Consider the following 14,639-nt stretch of genomic DNA (forward strand, 5'->3'; position numbering starts at 1 on the left):
CCCTGCCTCGGTCCCCGTCCCCGTCCGACCCGTCCGGATCGCCAGGGCGTACACCCGGGTGATCTGGTGCGGGCTGTTGTTGTTGTCCGACACGATGAACAGCGGCAGCCGCCCCTTGTACGGGCCGGAGGCCAGCGGCACGGTGCCGAGCGCCATCCCCTCGGCGTTCTCCAGCAACGGGTTCGACTGCGGCTGGGCGGCCGCCGCGCCACCCCGGGGACAGGTGACGAGGTCGACCGGCTCCCACTTCTTCGCGAACGCGTCGACCGGCTCCGACTGCAACGACGCCACCCGGGAGACGTCCTTCGCCCGGCTCAGGTCGGCCCCGAAGACGCGTACCGCGTTGCCCTGGCCCTCCGCGTGGTTGGTCTCCAGCACGAGCAGCCGGTCACCGCCCGTCGCCACCAGCTCCGAGACCCGCAGCCCCGCCGCCGACTGGTAGGCGAACTGCTTGTCCGGTACGTACGCGCCGCCCGGCGTCCCCTTGAAGCGCTGGATACGCAGCAGGCTTCGGCCGCGCGCCTTGCCGTCATGGAAGAGCGGCGCCTCCATGCCCGCGTACAGATACCGGCCGTCCGGTGACGCGCCCAGCGCCTCCAGGTTCTCCGGCCCGGCCCACTCGACCAGGTTGCGCGGCAGCTCGACGCGACCCGTCTCCGCGCCGTCCGACAACCGGAACCTGCGGATTGACGGGCCCGCCTCCGAGGCGACCAGAACGGTCCGTCCGCCCTTCTCCAGGACGAGCCCCTCGCCGTCGAAGCGTCCGCCGCCGGCGGGGCGGAGGGTACGCAGGTGGACGGCGCGGGCGGCCGGCGGTGCGACGCCCGACGTGCCGAGGTCGAGGTCGAAGAGCCGGCCCGGCGCGTTGTCGGCCAGCGCCCACGCCCGGGAGGGGCCGGACAGCGCCAGGCCGGACAGGCCGTCCACCGGTACGGCGCCCTCGTACTCGACGCCGTTGAGCGCGTCACTGTGGCCGATCAGCGCCACGTCGGCGGAGCAGGCGCCGGAGGCCGGCTCGCCGTCCCGCGTCTGCCACCACACGGCGGCCGGGACCGCTATCGCCACCACCGCGACGCACAGTACGGAGACCAGCGCCTGCCGCCGGACCTTCCGTGTCTTGACGGCTTCTGGAGCGAGGGGTGCGGGGGACTGCGCGGTACCCGGGGCCCCAGGAGGGCCGCCGGCCCTCGCGCCCGCTGTCGAGCCGCCGCTCGAAGCCGGACCAGGCTGTCCGGGCTGTCCGGGCCGGCCAGGTCGGCCGGTCTCGCCGGTCTGGCCCGCTTGATCTGCCGGGGGAGCGGGGCGCACAGCCCGGTTCCGTACGAACGGCAGCTTCTCGATGCCGTTCTGCGCCTGCTGCTGCGGCAGCGGACGGTTCTTCTCGCGGAGGGCGCGGCGGACCTCCCGGTAGATGACTTCGAGGCTGAGGTGATCGTGGGGCGGGGGAGCCGTGGCCGTGGTGGTTGCCGTGCTCCCGGGGGCCGGTGTCGGGCCCGGGCCCGGGGCCTGGGCCGTGCCGGGAACCCCCTCCCGCAACACCCGCAGGAACTCCCCGGTGAAGGCGGTGTGCTCCTCGCCCTCCGGCGCCAGCGCCTCGACGTTCCAGGGCGTCGAGGTGAGCAGGTACGAGACGCCCTCCAGGCTGTCCATGCCCTCGAACAGCGCCTCACCCAGCCGACTGGACGCCTGCTGCGTGGCCGCCACGGTGGACATGGTGCCGCCCATCGTCCCGGCGGACATGCCCTTGATCACGCTGCCGCTGTAGCAGCAGTCGAGGATGATGATGCGGCGCTTGGGCGGCGTACGGGTGCCCAGGGCACTGCGCAGCCAGGTGTACGGGATGCCGCTGTGCACCTTCCCCGGTTCCGTACCGGGCAGCGTGAGGTACAGGCCCTCCTGCCGCGAGTCGAGGAAGCCGTGGCCCGCGTAGTACACGATCAGGGTGTCCCGCGCGGCCCGTACCGCTTCCTCGATGGGCTTCAACGCCCCCGTGATCGTCCGGGGGTTGGACACGATCCGGCAGTTCTTCCTGGGCATGCCGCCGATGGTCCGGTCGGTCAGCGCGGCCTTGAGCGCCTTGAGGTTGTTGCGGACCCCGGGCAGCGGCGGCAGATTGGCGTACCGGTCGACCCCGATGATCACACAAGCCGACTCCGCCGGATCGAACGCCGTCCCCGCATCTCCCCCGACTCCACCCATTCCGTCAGCCCCCACCCGTCCCACCGTCACGCGCTTCTCCCGTACGCGGTTGTCCCGTACGGGTTTCTCCCTCTGCCTCCAACTGCTCCACCCCCTCCAACTCCTCCAACGCGCGAAGGATGCTCCGGGCACCGTCCGTGTCCGCCGTGGCGAAACTGACCCGTACGCCATTGCGTTCGATCGTCATCTTGGGGCGCGCCGCATACGCCCTGCGCCAGCCGTCGATGGCGATGGCGAGGCTGCTCAACTGGAACGCGCTGTCGACGATCAGTTGGACGGCATCGAACCCCAGCCCCATCCTCCCGGGCCTGTTCTCCCTCGCCCGCAGCGAGACGTCCGCGCTCCGGCCCACGGCGGGGTCGTCCGTCAGCCACTCGCACAACGACCGCAACTCCAGGTCGTTCTCCGCCTCGTCCAGCCTGACCTGAATCATCATCAGTCCCCCACACTCCGGTCCGGCCTCACATCAACTCTCGCCCCATACCCACCCCCTTCGCGGCAATTCCCGGAACTCCGCGCAATCACCCTGGGCGCGTGCGCTTCGGCCAGTCGGCTGTAAGAGAACCGGATGCACGGAGTACGACCGTCTGCCAAGATCCGCCGTATGTCGAACATTTCATCGATGACGTACGCCCGTATCGGCGCGATCCTGCACGAGATCGGCATGGTGTCCGAGGCGCAAATGCACCGCACCCTGGCGGAGGCGGCAAACTACGCGTACGAACCACTGGAAGAGCATTTCGAGGCCGCCTGCGCCCTCGAAGAATTCGGCGTCGCAATCTCGGTGCACGCCGACGACATCGACTCCATCCACTACGACTACGCCACCCTGCTGGAAGACGCCGTAGCGGTCGCCGGGGGCAGGGTCGCCATCACCGATGTCCGGATCGTCGAGGGCGAAGGCGACTTCGAGGGCGGCCGCCTGGACCAACTGGAGTTCGAACGGGACGGCAAGCTCGTGTCCATCCTGGCCGACCACCTCGCGGAGGACTACTTCGACCAGGGCGCCGCCTGCGAGGCCATAGCCGAGACCGCCCACGACGACGACCCCCGCACCTGGCGCTGTCTCGACTTCGAACGCCAACCGCACCGCGGCTACGACAGCATCATGGTCCTGGCCACCCCCGAACAGGCCCAAGCCTTCCAAACCTGCCTAGCCTTCACCTTCCTCAACTAGCCCCCTCCCCCCTCACGCCACACCGGACCCAGCTCTCCTTGCCCCCCCCGGGCTCTCAGTCCCCCCTCACTCCTCCTCAACCGGCGGCTCCCCGCCCCAGTCCCACTCCTCCTCCGGAACCGGCTCCGACCCGGGCCCCGGCTGCCGCCCCGCGGCCGGCACCGCCACCTGCTCCGCAGGCTCCGCCGGCGGCACCGTCTCCTCCGACAGCACAGCCAGAATCTGCTCGCCGTACTTCGCGAGCTTGTTCTCGCCCACGCCGTTCACGGTGCCGAGCTCGCCCAGGCTCGACGGCCGGGCCGTGGCGATCTCCCGCAACGTCGCGTCGTGGAAGATCACGTACGCCGGTACGCCCTGCTCCTTGGCCGTACGCCCCCGCCAGGCGCGCAGCTCCTCGAACACCGGCACGGCCTCCTCCGGGAGGTCCACCGGCACCGCCCGCCGGCCCTTGGCCGCCTTCGCGACCTTGGCCTTCACGGCCTTCTCCGGCTCCCGCCGCATCAGCACCTCGCGCTGCCCCCGCAGCACCTCACCGCTCGCCTCGGTGAGCACCAGTGTGCCGTAGTCGCCCTCCACCGCGAGAAGCCGCTGGGCGAGCAACTGCCGGATGACACCGCGCCATTCGGCCTCCCGCAGATCCTCACCGATCCCGAAGACGCTCAGTTGGTCGTGATCGAACTGGATGACCTTCGCGGTCTTCCGCCCCATCAGGATGTCGACGATCTGCCCGGCGCCGAACTTCTGCTTCCGCTCGCGCTGCAGCCGTACCACCGTGGAGAGCAGCTTCTGCGACGGGACCGTGCCGTCCCAGGTCTGCGGCGGTGTCAGGCACGTGTCGCAGTTCCCGCACGGACTGCTCTCCTGCCCGAAGTAGGCGAGCAGCCGCACCCGCCGGCACTCCACCGTCTCGCAGAGCGCGAGCATCGCGTCGAGGTGCGCCGACAGCCGCCTGCGGTGGGCGTCGTCCCCGTCCGAACCGTCGATCATCTTCCGCTGCTGGACCACGTCCTGCAGCCCGTACGCCAGCCACGCCGTGGACGGCTGGCCGTCCCGCCCCGCGCGCCCCGTCTCCTGGTAGTACCCCTCCACCGATTTCGGCAGGTCCAGGTGGGCCACGAACCGTACGTCGGGCTTGTCGATACCCATGCCGAACGCGATGGTGGCGACGACCACCACCCCGTCCTCCCGCAGAAAGCGGGCCTGGTGTTCGGCGCGCATCCGGGCGTCCAGCCCCGCGTGATACGGAAGCGCCGTGATGCCGTTCTGCACCAGGAATTCCGCGGTCTTCTCGACCGATGCCCGGGAAAGGCAGTACACAATTCCCGCGTCACCGGCGTGCTCGGTGCGCAGCAATTCCAGCAGTTGCTTCTTCGGGTCGCTCTTTGCGGCGATCCGGTACTGAATGTTCGGCCGGTCGAAGCTGGCCACGAAATGCCGGGCGTTCTCCATCCCGAGCCGCGAGGTGATCTCGCGGTGGGTGGCTTCCGTGGCCGTCGCGGTCAGGGCCATCCTCGGGACCTCGGGCCACCGCTCCCGGAGCATCGACAGAGCGAGGTAGTCCGGCCGGAAGTCGTGGCCCCACTGCGCGACACAGTGCGCCTCGTCGATGGCGAACAGCGAGATCTTGCCCCGGTCGAGCAGGTTCAGCGTCTGCTCCACCCGCAGCCGCTCCGGCGCCAGATACAGCAGGTCCAGCTCCCCGGAGAGGAACTCGGCCTCCACCAGCCGCCGCTCCTCCAGGTCCTGCGTGGAGTTGAGGAACCCCGCTCGCACGCCCAGCGCCCGCAGCGCGTCGACCTGGTCCTGCATCAACGCGATCAGCGGCGAGACGACCACCCCGACGCCCGGCCGCACCAGGGCCGGAATCTGGTAGCACAGGGATTTTCCGCCGCCGGTCGGCATCAGTACGACCGCGTCGCCACCCGTTATGACGTGCTCGATGATCGACTGCTGTTCCCCGCGGAACGCGTCGTACCCGAATACCCGTCGCAGCACGCCTACCGCGTCACTGACGTCGTCCTCGGTTTCCCCGGCACCGGAAGCCATCTCCACCTCGCTCATGCCAGCAGCGTACGAGCAATCCCGCCACCCGCGCTCAGCCCTGTGGATAACTCCGCGCCGGACCACCTCCCTCTGCTACTCCCGCCCCGAGCCCCGTACGAGCCGTATGCGAGCCCCAAACGGGCCTCGTACGGGCCCACGCGGCCCCGAAACGTCTCACGCCACGCCGCCGTACAACGAAAACCGCCGTCCGTCCGTCTCACAGAACAACGAGGAACATCACACATCGCGCCCCGCGAACACGACACCCCACGGCCCCGCCACCGCACCCCACCGCCCCGGCCCCGGCCCAGGCCCCTCCCTCCCCCTCCCTCCTCCACCAAGACCACCCGCAGGACGGAGACCCACATGCGCACCACCCCACCTCACCCCACCCACTCCACCCGCCCCCACGCAGCCAGAACCGCCACAGCCCTCCTCACCACCCTCACAGCCACCCTCGCAACCCTCGCCACCCTCACCCCCACAGCCTCAGCCACCCCCACCACCCCCCACTGCCCCGAATCCGCCCTAACGATCAAGGCATCCGTCCCCACCCCCCAACACCCCGACGTCCTGCACATCAGCGCCACCAACCGCACCACCAAGCCCTGCGTCATCGGCCGCATCCCGACCGTCACCTTCGGCGATCTCGACGGTGCCGCCGAGCCCGACCCGCCCACCGAGAGTGCCCCGTACCACCTCGCCCCCGGCTCCACCGCATACGCCACGGTCCACACCGTCACCGGCCGCCCCACCCCGCCCGTCCGTACCGTCGACTTCATCACCGTCGCCGCCGACCCGTCGCACCACGGCCGCCGCTTCGACGCCACCGCCATCGGCGCCCCGCCCACCGGCATCCGCGTCTGGACCCCGACCACGACCTGGTGGCGCCCGACACCCGCCTGACATCAACGCATCAACACGCCAGTCACGCGGTCAAGTGGCCACCATCGAGGGCGGGTTGTACCGAACCGCCCGCCTTCGACCACGCCATCCACCAAAGTGAGCGCATGAGCCTCACGACCGCCGGCGAACCGCCAGGCCCCGTACGTTTCTTCCTCATGTGCGACCGCCTGGGCTGCGGCGCCCGCGCCGTCCTCGACCTGGTCGTCCCCGATCAGCCCCCGGACATCGAGACGGACCTCTTCGGCCACCTCCTGCACAGCGCCAAGGCGGCCGCCCCGCGCATCGCCGACATGGGGTGGACGTACTACCAGGGCGACGGCTACTGGTGCCCACGCTGCTCGACCCCACGCCCCCAACGCCCCCGAAGAGGCCGCACCCGCTCCTCATGAACCATGACCCGCACCCACGCACAGCTCGCCGCAGCACCCCTCATGAAAGCGGACACCGGCCTGCGGCAGAACGGAGAGCGTGGAAAAGATGTCGCCCGCCGACTCGATCGCCGCCGTTGGTGTCCGCTGTGGATGTCAGGCAGTTCGAGGCACGATGCTCACCGCGCGGTAGTCGTATCCGTCCTGCTTGAAACCAGGGGCTTCCCAGGTGAGGTCGACCTGCTGTCCGGCCGACAGAGTGCGGAAGCCGGTCGCCTGGATGTCGGTGAAGTGGCCGAAGCAGCCGCCAGGGGTCTCGGGGGAGTCGAGAACGCCCCACCCTTGCTCGTCGTCCCACTCACGGACAGTCGCCATCACCATGGACGGAACCTTACGGCTTCCGCTGTGCAGACGCGTCCGGCCCCGGAGCTTGATCGCTCCGGGGCCTTCGCACTGGTGCCCCCGGCAGGATTCGAACCTGCGACACCCGCTTTAGGAGAGCGGTGCTCTATCCCCTGAGCTACGGAGGCGGGGCGTGGTCGGCGCCTGGTGGGCGCGCGGCCGGGCTGCTGGTGGGCAGCTTTGGACAGGGTAGCGGATGGGGGGTGGGTGGTGGGGAGGGGCGGGGGTCGGGGAGGTAGGCGGCCGCAGGCCCAGGTGGGCGGCGCCCACGCCCCAGATAGGCGGCGCCCGCGCCCCAGGTAGGCGGCGCCCACCGCCCCGGGTGGGGGCGGTGGGCGCCATTGGGGACGTCAGGGCCGGCTGTCGGGCCAGCGCAGCCGACCGGTTAGGGCGCGTGGGCCGGGTTGTCGGGGGTCGGGGAGTTGGCGGGGGTGGAGCGGTGGGTGGTCCAGGTGGTGAGGGCGGTGGCGCAGGCGTGGTCGAGGTGGCGCAGGCCGGTGAGGTCGAGGGTGACCTCGCGGTCGTGGGGGAGGGCCTCCAACTGGTCGAGGATCTTGGGGAGGCGCAGGAAGGTGGCGTTGCCGAGGGCGCGTACCCGGACGGGTTCGGTGGGCGGGGCGTCCAGGCCGGAGATCTCCAGGTGGACGTGCGAGGTCTCCCAGGCGGTCTTGGCGATCGCCAGGAGGAGGCCGATCAGCACGCCCTCGAACATGTTGGTGACGACGATGGCGATCGCCGTCGCGGCGAGCACCACCGCTTCGCCGCGGTGTTCGCGCCACAGGGGGCCGAAGTCGCGTACGGGGATGAGCTTGAAGCCCGCGTGGACGAGTACGCCCGCCAGCGCCGCGACCGGGATGATGCCCAGGGCCGCCGGGAGGGCCGCCGCGAAGATCAGCAGCCAGGCGCCGTGCAGCACCCGGGACGCCTTGGTACGGGCGCCGGCGCTGACGTTCGCGGAGCTGCGCACGATCACCGCGGTCATGGGCAGCGCGCCCAGGATGCCGCACACGGTGTTGCCCGCGCCCTGCGCCATCAGCTCCTTGTCGTACTGCGTACGCGGCCCGTCGTGCAGCCGGTCCACGGCCGCCGCGCTGAACAGGGACTCGGCGGACGCGATGAGCGCGAAGGCGAGCACCGTGCCGATCGCGCCGATGCCCGCCAACTGGGCGAAGTCCGAGCCGCCGGGCGGCTGGATCGAGGAGAGCAGGCCATGGACCTCGACGCGGGCTATGGGCAGGTCGAGGGCGAAGACCGCGAGCGTGGCCAGGGCCACGGCCGCGAGCGGGGCCGGCAGGACGCGGGCCGCGCGCTTCCACCGGGGCCACAGCACCAGTACGGCGATGGTGCCCGCGCCGACCGCGAGCGCGGACAGGGCGGCTCCGGAGCCGGCGGTGCCGATGACCAGGCCGGGCAGGCCGCCGAGGTTGGCGAGTCCGCTGCCGGGGGCCTTGGCGTCGGTGAGGGTGTAGAGCTGTGCGGCGATCAGGACGAGCCCGATGCCCGCCAGCATGCCCTGGACGACGGCCACGGAGATGGCCCGGAACCAGCGGCCGAGGCGCAGGGCGCCCATGGCGAACTGGAGGAGGCCCGCCACGAGGACGAGCGCGCCCAGGGTGCCGAGCCCGAATTCCTTGACCGCCTCGAAGACGAGGACGGTCAGCCCGGCGGCCGGTCCGCTGACCTGGAGGCTGCTGCCGGGCAGGAGGCCGGTGAGCAGACCGCCGACGATGCCGGTGATCAGACCGAGTTCGGCCGGGACGCCGGAGGCGACGGCCACACCGACGCACAGCGGCAGGGCCACCAGGAAGACGACGATGGAGGCGGTGAAGTCCGCCCGGAGGTGCGGCCAGCGGGGGGAGGGGGAGGCGGGAGAGGAGGGAGAGGAGGCGGGGGATTTCGGGTGGGTCGGGGTGGAGTGGGGCGCGCCGTCGGTGGCGGGCGCCGGGGAGGGAGCTGTCACGCCCGTGGTCACGTCCGTGGTCGTGCCCGGGGTCGATTTCGGTGTCATGGTGGGCGCCTTCGCCGTCAGAGGGGGAGGAACGTGTCGGTGTCGGGACGGTGCGCCGTGACCAGGCCGGTGTGGACCTCGTAGTACCAGCCGTGCAGGTTCACCTCGCCCGCGTCGACGCGCTCGCGCACGCACGGGTACTCGCGCAGCCGCGCCACCTGCTCGGTGACGTGCCGCTGGACCGCGGTCGCGACCGTCGGCGCCTCGTCCCTGGGCAGCTCGTCGGAGAGCTCCTGGGTCAGCCAGGCGCGGACGTCGGGAGCACCGGCGAGATCCTCGCGGCGCGCCATGGCGCCGATCGCCCCGCAGTGCGAGTGACCGCAGACCACGATGTCGGCGACGCGGAGCACCCGCATCGCGTACTCGATGGTGGCGGCCTCCGCGCTGGCCGGCCGGTCCGGCCGGTGCGCGGGTACGGCGTTGCCCGCCGTACGCAGTTCGAAGAGTTCGCCCGGCAGCGCCCCGGTGATCAGGGACGGGATGATCCGTGAGTCGGAGCAGGTGATGAACAGGGCGAGCGGCGACTGGCCGTCGGCGAGCCGCTGGTAGGTCTCACGCTCCTCGTGCGCGGCCGCGATGCGGGCGTTGAAGGTGCGGGCATGTTCGATGAAGGTTTCCACGAGGGAATGTCTCCTGCTGGTCGGTAAGTGGTGCCATTGAGGGGCATGGCAGAACCCGTTCGACTGGTGCGGAGCAGGAAGCCCCAGCAGTGCTTCTCAGCAGCGGAATACGCAGTGGAGACAGTGCAAGGCGGGGCGGGTGGCCACGCCTGGTCTTGAAGTGGTGAGTGCGGCGGCGGTGCCGGTGTGTGCGGAGAACAGGACGTCGGTCGGGTACGACCGGGCCGCGCACGGGTGCGACGGAAGCGGACGGCGGTGCGGGGACGGCGCGCCCGGCGCGGTCCGCGTGCAACGGCGCGCCTGGTTACGGTCCTTTTCCTTCTCCCGCCCGGGATCGCGTTCGTTGTCGCGCCGGTACTGGATGCCCGTGCTGGAACCGGCCTGGGCGGGGGACACCTGGGTGGGGGTGCCGTGCGCGCCTTTGGGGGCCGCCGGGGTGGGGGTGGGATCGGGGGCCTGTACGGGCGCGGTGCCGGCGGCCGTGAGGGTCGGGGTCTTGCCGCCCTTGGCCGCTGCCGTTCCGGAGTAGAGCAGGGTCAGCGCCAGGATGAAGATGCCGAGGACGCTGAGGAGGGGGAGGGGGGTGCGGGAGGTGAGGGAGGTACGGGGGTGAGGGATGTGGTGGGGGGAGCGGGTGGAGCTGGTGTTGTCGGGTTTCCGGGTGTGCTGGGGCCGCCGTCGGACGGGGGGCCGTACGCGGGCAGCGGTCCGCATACAGGGCGGCGTTGCCGGACGCTTGCCGGTCGGGGTGACGGCGGCGGGTTCAGCGGCGGTGGCCTCGGAGGCTGCGGCCTTGGTGGCGGCGGGCCCGGAGGCGGTGCCCGCACCAGTGCCCGTACGTGTCGCCGCGCGCGCCGCCGTACGGACCGCCGTACGCACCGGCCCCGAACCTGGCGGGCTGTGCGGGCGGTTGGCGGCCGTGTAGTGGGCAGGGTGCCCGGCGGTGTCCGGACGGGTCTGCAGTTGGGGGAAGCCTTTGCGGCCCGTGAGGCTCTTGAAGTACCTCATGCCTGCTCCCCCGGCGCCGACGGACCCGCGACCGCGCGCGAGCCCGTACCCGTACGGTCACCACGCCCGCTCAGCACCAGCAGCGGTACGAGGCCCAGCGCCACGATCCCCCCGCCCAGCGCCAGCGTGGAGTAGCCGCCCGTGGCCACGACCAGGCCCGACGCCATGCCGCCCGTGGCGCCGGCGACGGCGATGCCCACGTCGACCAGGCCCTGCGTCGAGGCGCGGGTGGCCAGTGGTACGGTGTCGGTGACGATGGCGGTGCCGCTGACGAGGCCGAAGTTCCAGCCGAGGCCCAGGAGTACGAGGGCGGTGGCGAGCGCCGGTACGGAGTGGGCCGGCGCCAGTGCGGCGAGGACGCCCGCGGCGAGCAGGACGATGCCGGAGGCCGCCGCGACGCGCAGCCGGCCGATCCGGTCCACCAGCATTCCGGTGAGCGGCGACGGCAGGTACATCGCCGCCACGTGCAGGGCGATGACGAGCCCGGCGGTCTCGGTCGGGTGGCCGTGCGCCCGCATGTGGACGGGCGTCATCGTCATGATGGCGATCATGACCAACTGGGTGAAGGTCATGACGGCGGCGCCGGTGGCGAGCTTTCGGGTGTCGGTACGGGGCGCGGGGGCGGCGGCCGGATCAGCGGAAGTGTCCTCCGCCGCGCCAAGGGGAGGAGCAGCGCCCGCCTCCGCCTCCCTCTCCTCCGCAAGCCGCCGCGCCAGACGCAGCGGGTCCGGACGCAGGAACACCCCCAGCACCACGGCCGCCGCCGCGTACGCGACCACCGCCAGCAGGAACGGTCCCGCCAGGCGCGGCACGCCCAGCCCGTGCGCGGCCTCGCCCGTCACCCCGACCAGGTTCGGCCCGATCACCGCACCGAGCGTGGTGGCGAACAGCACCAGGCTCACCGCACGCCCCCGCCGCGCCGGTGCGGCCAGGTCGGCGCCCGCGTACCGGGCCATCAGGGTCGTCGCCGTCCCCGCCCCGTAGACGAGCAGCGACAGGAACAGCAGCCATACGGAGCCGAGGCCCGCGGCGGCGACGACGCCGAGGCTGCCCAGGCCGGCGGTCGCGTACCCCGCGGTGAGGCCCGGCCGCCGGCCCCAGCGCTGGCAGACCCGGCCGATGCCGACGGCACCGAGCGCCGCCCCGCCCGTGAACAGGGCGGCGGGCAGGCCGGCCAGCCCCGTCGAGCCGAGCATCTCCTCCGCGAGCAGCGCCCCCACCGTGATGCCCGCGGCCAGTCCGGCGCCGCTGAGCGTTTGCGACAGCGCGAGCACGATGAGTACACGTTTCTGCTCCGGGGGCTCCCACACCTCTCCGGTCCGATCGTCGTGCGGGCCGTCCGGTGCGGCGTGCGGTGCGGCTGGTGATGCCGGTGTGCCGGGCCGAGCGCTCATGGGTCCGTTTCCTCGTTCTCGGGCTGCCCCGAAAGCGCGCTCAGGGCGCGCCGGCAGGCTGGAGCGCCGCGATGTCCCGCAGCGACATGCTGAGCTGGTCGTGCAGGAAGCGCACGATCGTCCAGTGCGGCAGGGCGCCCTCGTCGAAGGGGCCGAACTCGCGGACGTACAGCGGTATCCAGCGCAGGGCCTCCTCGATGGCCTGCTCCCGCCCCGGTTCCTGCTGGTACGCGTCGTAGCCGATGCTGCGGTGCTCGATGAAGAACCGTCCCGGCAGCCGCTGCTCGCACCACTCGCGGTACTCGCGCGTCTGGAGGATGAGGTAGTGCCAGATCTCGTCGATGTCCTGCTCGACGGGCAGGAAGAGGCCGCTGAGCTGCTCGCGGTGGCGCGAGACGAGGTAGAGGTAGCGCAGGCACTCGGTGACCTGCCGCTCCACGTACGCGGTCCCGGCGCCGCTCAGCGCCACGAAGTGCTGGACCACTTCGGTGTGCAGGCGCTCACCGAGCAGGGCTGTGAGGTCGTCGGGCGTGACGTGCGGTTCCCGCGTCTGCGAGGTCATGGTGCTCCCGGTCTCTTCGGGTCGAGTCGGTGCGGTCGCAAGGGTCGGTGCGGTCGGTACGGAAGTCTTCGGGGCCGCTCCGTACGGCTCCGGCCGTACGCGTCTCAGCCGTACGGAATCAAGCGCGCGGGCGTCAGCCGACGCCCTGCCCCCGCTCCAGCCACGCGTACTTCCCCGACTTCCCTATCGGGATGTGCGCGCGGTGCTCGACACGGCACGGAAGCCCCGTCAGCCGTTCCACTCCCGCGCTCAGCGCCGCCGCTTCCGCCGCGTCCACGGGAGCGCCGTCGAACGTCGTGTACCGCAGCTCGGCGCCGCTCCGGTCCTCCGGCACGTGCAGTTGGTGGACGAACACGCGGGTCGACGCCGCGCTGACGCAGTCGTCGAGATCGCCCTGCGCGACCGGGCCCTGGCCGTGTGCCGACGCGAGCAGCTCCTTCTCGCGGCCGCAGAACCGGGAGATCTTCGCCGGGTCCGGTGTGCCGTCGAGCGTGCGCGCGCAGTCCCCGGAGCGGTAACGGATCAGCGGCATGTACGGGTTGCGGACGCTCGACACGATCATGCTGAAGAGGTGGCTGCCCGGCTCCACCGGGACCAGCTCGACGCTCATCTTGTCGAGGTACGGGTGGTACCTGCCGTGCCGGTCGCTGTAGTAGAGGTAGCCCAGCTCGGTGCTGCCGAACAGGTCGATGACCGGGCAGTCGAAGTGCTCGTGCAGGTAGCGCCGCACGTTCACCGGCGTGTACTCGTACGCGTGCACGATGCTCGCCGGCTGCGGGAAGCGGTCCCACAGGCCCCAGTCGGTCACCTTCCGCACGAGGTGCGCCAAGTGGTAGCTGCTGCAGTCGAGGTGGTAGCGGCCGTGCGGGTGTTCCTGCTGGGCCGTGCGGATCTCGCCGAGCATCCGCTCGACGTCCGCGCGGTCCCAAAGGGCCGGGTCGAGCGTGCGGTTGACGTAGAAGGTGCGCTCGTCGAGGCGCCGGTCCGCCAGGGTGGGTACGGGCGCGGGCGCGGTACGGCCGTGCTTCTTCGCGTTGACGCGCGCCACGTGCTCGGTGGCCAGCACGGTGGTGAGGGAGACGCGCCGGCACCCTTCGTGCCAGGTGCCGGCGATGTCCGGGTGCTCGCTCCACAACCGGTAGTACGAGTTCAGCAGGAAGTACGGCGGCCGGATGATCTGCATCCGCGCGTGGTTGGTGCCGGTGGAGAGCACGTACTCCGCGGTGCCGGCGGCGAGGGCGTCGGCCAGTACCGGCGTCATCCAGTTGTCCGGAAATCCCCGGGCGATCTCGGGCTTCTCCAGTATGGGGAAGTGGCCCCGCTCTATCGACGAGCGGTAGATCGGTATGTCCCTTATCCGGTCCACGATGTCGGCGGTCGGCTGTCCGGGCCTGCTCGGCTGGCCATCCATGGTCACCCTCAGGTCTGTCTTGTCTGGCGGACGGGGAGTGATCGGTGTCGCGGCGTACGGGAACCGGTACCAAAAGCGTAGGAAGCGAGCGGAACGCGCGGTTTCCGTGGAACTCGCGGAATCCGCATAACCGGCCTGCCGCGAACGGGCTGCGAGCGGGCCGTGACCGGGACCGCGACCGGTAACGCGGCCGAATGGCGACCGGACCGCGCCCGGATCGCGGCCGGATGCTGGAAGTGGCGGGGAGGCGGCCGGAGGTGTGCGGGCCGCCGGCCGGCTCCCCGCCCGGAAGGCTCAGCGCCCGGTCAGGAAATACATCCCGTTTTGGGCGCGGCCGAGGTCGCGCTGATGCAGCCGGACTTCGTCGCGCTGATGCAGCCGTCCTTGCCCGCTTCGCGCGGGGAGTTCACGGCGACCCACTCGCGCCAGACGTTGTCCTGGGCCATCTTCTTGATCAGCTTTTCCATGTCCGTCGAGCCTCCGAAGGCAGGGGATGGCGGAAAACGGCGATGATCAGCCACGCGAGTCGCGCGGGTGCCGC

At 71.4% G+C, this 14,639-nt stretch carries 13 protein-coding genes, 1 tRNA gene and 1 pseudogene; 3 read left to right on the plus strand and 12 right to left on the minus strand.

Annotated elements, in window-relative coordinates; translation table 11 throughout:
* Window positions 1–90: 90 nt before the first annotated feature.
* Both EJG53_RS23600 and EJG53_RS41185 read right to left on the minus strand, forming a co-directional pair.
* Window positions 91–2,199, minus strand: a pseudogene (locus tag EJG53_RS23600) (caspase, EACC1-associated type); the annotation flags it as partial.
* A 4-nt stretch (window positions 2,200–2,203) separates the two neighbouring features.
* Window positions 2,204–2,635, minus strand: coding sequence for an effector-associated constant component EACC1 (locus EJG53_RS41185; protein WP_167515154.1), 432 nt, complete (start codon window positions 2,633–2,635; stop codon window positions 2,204–2,206).
* Window positions 2,636–2,803: 168 nt separating this feature from the next.
* Between EJG53_RS41185 and EJG53_RS23610 the strand changes: the two genes are divergently transcribed.
* The gene (locus tag EJG53_RS23610; protein ID WP_125046442.1) at window positions 2,804–3,376 is read left to right on the plus strand and encodes a hypothetical protein; all 573 of its coding nucleotides are present in this window, start codon (window positions 2,804–2,806) and stop codon (window positions 3,374–3,376) included.
* A gap of 66 nt (window positions 3,377–3,442) precedes the next feature.
* Here EJG53_RS23610 and recQ read toward each other — a convergent pair whose 3' ends face one another.
* Entirely contained in the window at window positions 3,443–5,422 is a 1,980-nt protein-coding gene (recQ, locus tag EJG53_RS23615) for a DNA helicase RecQ (RefSeq protein WP_244955658.1), read from the minus strand.
* Window positions 5,423–5,785: 363 nt separating this feature from the next.
* On the opposite strand from recQ, the gene EJG53_RS43385 reads away from it, so the two are divergent.
* Together EJG53_RS43385 and EJG53_RS23625 are read left to right on the plus strand one after the other, a co-directional pair.
* A complete protein-coding gene (locus EJG53_RS43385) occupies window positions 5,786–6,325 on the plus strand; it encodes a DUF4232 domain-containing protein (RefSeq protein WP_125046444.1) in 540 nt (179 codons plus the stop codon).
* A gap of 104 nt (window positions 6,326–6,429) precedes the next feature.
* Window positions 6,430–6,714, plus strand: a complete 285-nt coding sequence (locus EJG53_RS23625; protein WP_125046445.1) for a hypothetical protein — start codon at window positions 6,430–6,432, stop codon at window positions 6,712–6,714.
* Between the two features lie 135 nt (window positions 6,715–6,849).
* Here EJG53_RS23625 and EJG53_RS23630 read toward each other — a convergent pair whose 3' ends face one another.
* From EJG53_RS23630 to EJG53_RS41190, 9 genes are all read right to left on the minus strand, one after another.
* On the minus strand, window positions 6,850–7,074 hold the full coding sequence (locus EJG53_RS23630; protein WP_125046446.1) for a cold-shock protein: 225 nt from the start codon (window positions 7,072–7,074) through the stop codon (window positions 6,850–6,852).
* 73 nt (window positions 7,075–7,147) lie between these two features.
* Window positions 7,148–7,223: transfer RNA gene (locus EJG53_RS23635), tRNA-Arg, on the minus strand.
* A gap of 257 nt (window positions 7,224–7,480) precedes the next feature.
* Window positions 7,481–9,103: a SulP family inorganic anion transporter gene (locus tag EJG53_RS23640; RefSeq protein WP_244955291.1), complete on the minus strand. Its 1,623-nt coding sequence runs from the start codon at window positions 9,101–9,103 to the stop codon at window positions 7,481–7,483.
* A gap of 17 nt (window positions 9,104–9,120) precedes the next feature.
* The gene (locus EJG53_RS23645) at window positions 9,121–9,723 is read right to left on the minus strand and encodes a carbonic anhydrase (protein ID WP_125046447.1); all 603 of its coding nucleotides are present in this window, start codon (window positions 9,721–9,723) and stop codon (window positions 9,121–9,123) included.
* 96 nt (window positions 9,724–9,819) lie between these two features.
* Window positions 9,820–10,731: a hypothetical protein gene (locus EJG53_RS23650; protein ID WP_125046448.1), complete on the minus strand. Its 912-nt coding sequence runs from the start codon at window positions 10,729–10,731 to the stop codon at window positions 9,820–9,822.
* Window positions 10,728–12,125, minus strand: a complete 1,398-nt coding sequence (locus tag EJG53_RS23655; protein WP_125046449.1) for an MFS transporter — start codon at window positions 12,123–12,125, stop codon at window positions 10,728–10,730. The genes EJG53_RS23650 and EJG53_RS23655 overlap by 4 nt, the downstream gene beginning before the upstream one ends.
* A gap of 40 nt (window positions 12,126–12,165) precedes the next feature.
* Window positions 12,166–12,687, minus strand: coding sequence for a glycine-rich domain-containing protein (locus EJG53_RS23660; protein WP_125046450.1), 522 nt, complete (start codon window positions 12,685–12,687; stop codon window positions 12,166–12,168).
* Between the two features lie 133 nt (window positions 12,688–12,820).
* Window positions 12,821–14,098, minus strand: a complete 1,278-nt coding sequence (locus EJG53_RS23665) for a phenylacetate--CoA ligase family protein (RefSeq protein WP_125046451.1) — start codon at window positions 14,096–14,098, stop codon at window positions 12,821–12,823.
* 305 nt (window positions 14,099–14,403) lie between these two features.
* A complete protein-coding gene (locus EJG53_RS41190) occupies window positions 14,404–14,565 on the minus strand; it encodes a hypothetical protein (RefSeq protein WP_167515155.1) in 162 nt (53 codons plus the stop codon).
* Window positions 14,566–14,639 lie beyond the last annotated feature (74 nt).

The sequence above is a fragment of the Streptomyces chrestomyceticus JCM 4735 genome, from assembly GCF_003865135.1.
Lineage (GTDB): Bacteria > Actinomycetota > Actinomycetes > Streptomycetales > Streptomycetaceae > Streptomyces > Streptomyces chrestomyceticus.

What these genes read in the sequence shown, in the direction of transcription:
- EJG53_RS41185 (WP_167515154.1), bottom strand. Translation starts at nt 2,635, where the DNA reads ATGATGATTCAGGTCAGGCTGGACGAGGCGGAGAACGACCTGGAGTTG.
- EJG53_RS23650 (WP_125046448.1), bottom strand. Translation starts at nt 10,731, where the DNA reads ATGAGGTACTTCAAGAGCCTCACGGGCCGCAAAGGCTTCCCCCAACTG.
- EJG53_RS43385 (WP_125046444.1), top strand. Translation starts at nt 5,786, where the DNA reads ATGCGCACCACCCCACCTCACCCCACCCACTCCACCCGCCCCCACGCA.
- EJG53_RS23655 (WP_125046449.1), bottom strand. Translation starts at nt 12,125, where the DNA reads ATGAGCGCTCGGCCCGGCACACCGGCATCACCAGCCGCACCGCACGCC.
- recQ (WP_244955658.1), bottom strand. Translation starts at nt 5,422, where the DNA reads ATGGCTTCCGGTGCCGGGGAAACCGAGGACGACGTCAGTGACGCGGTA.
- EJG53_RS23640 (WP_244955291.1), bottom strand. Translation starts at nt 9,103, where the DNA reads ATGACACCGAAATCGACCCCGGGCACGACCACGGACGTGACCACGGGC.
- EJG53_RS23625 (WP_125046445.1), top strand. Translation starts at nt 6,430, where the DNA reads ATGAGCCTCACGACCGCCGGCGAACCGCCAGGCCCCGTACGTTTCTTC.
- EJG53_RS23660 (WP_125046450.1), bottom strand. Translation starts at nt 12,687, where the DNA reads ATGACCTCGCAGACGCGGGAACCGCACGTCACGCCCGACGACCTCACA.
- EJG53_RS23665 (WP_125046451.1), bottom strand. Translation starts at nt 14,098, where the DNA reads ATGGATGGCCAGCCGAGCAGGCCCGGACAGCCGACCGCCGACATCGTG.
- EJG53_RS23610 (WP_125046442.1), top strand. Translation starts at nt 2,804, where the DNA reads ATGTCGAACATTTCATCGATGACGTACGCCCGTATCGGCGCGATCCTG.
- EJG53_RS41190 (WP_167515155.1), bottom strand. Translation starts at nt 14,565, where the DNA reads ATGGAAAAGCTGATCAAGAAGATGGCCCAGGACAACGTCTGGCGCGAG.
- EJG53_RS23630 (WP_125046446.1), bottom strand. Translation starts at nt 7,074, where the DNA reads ATGGTGATGGCGACTGTCCGTGAGTGGGACGACGAGCAAGGGTGGGGC.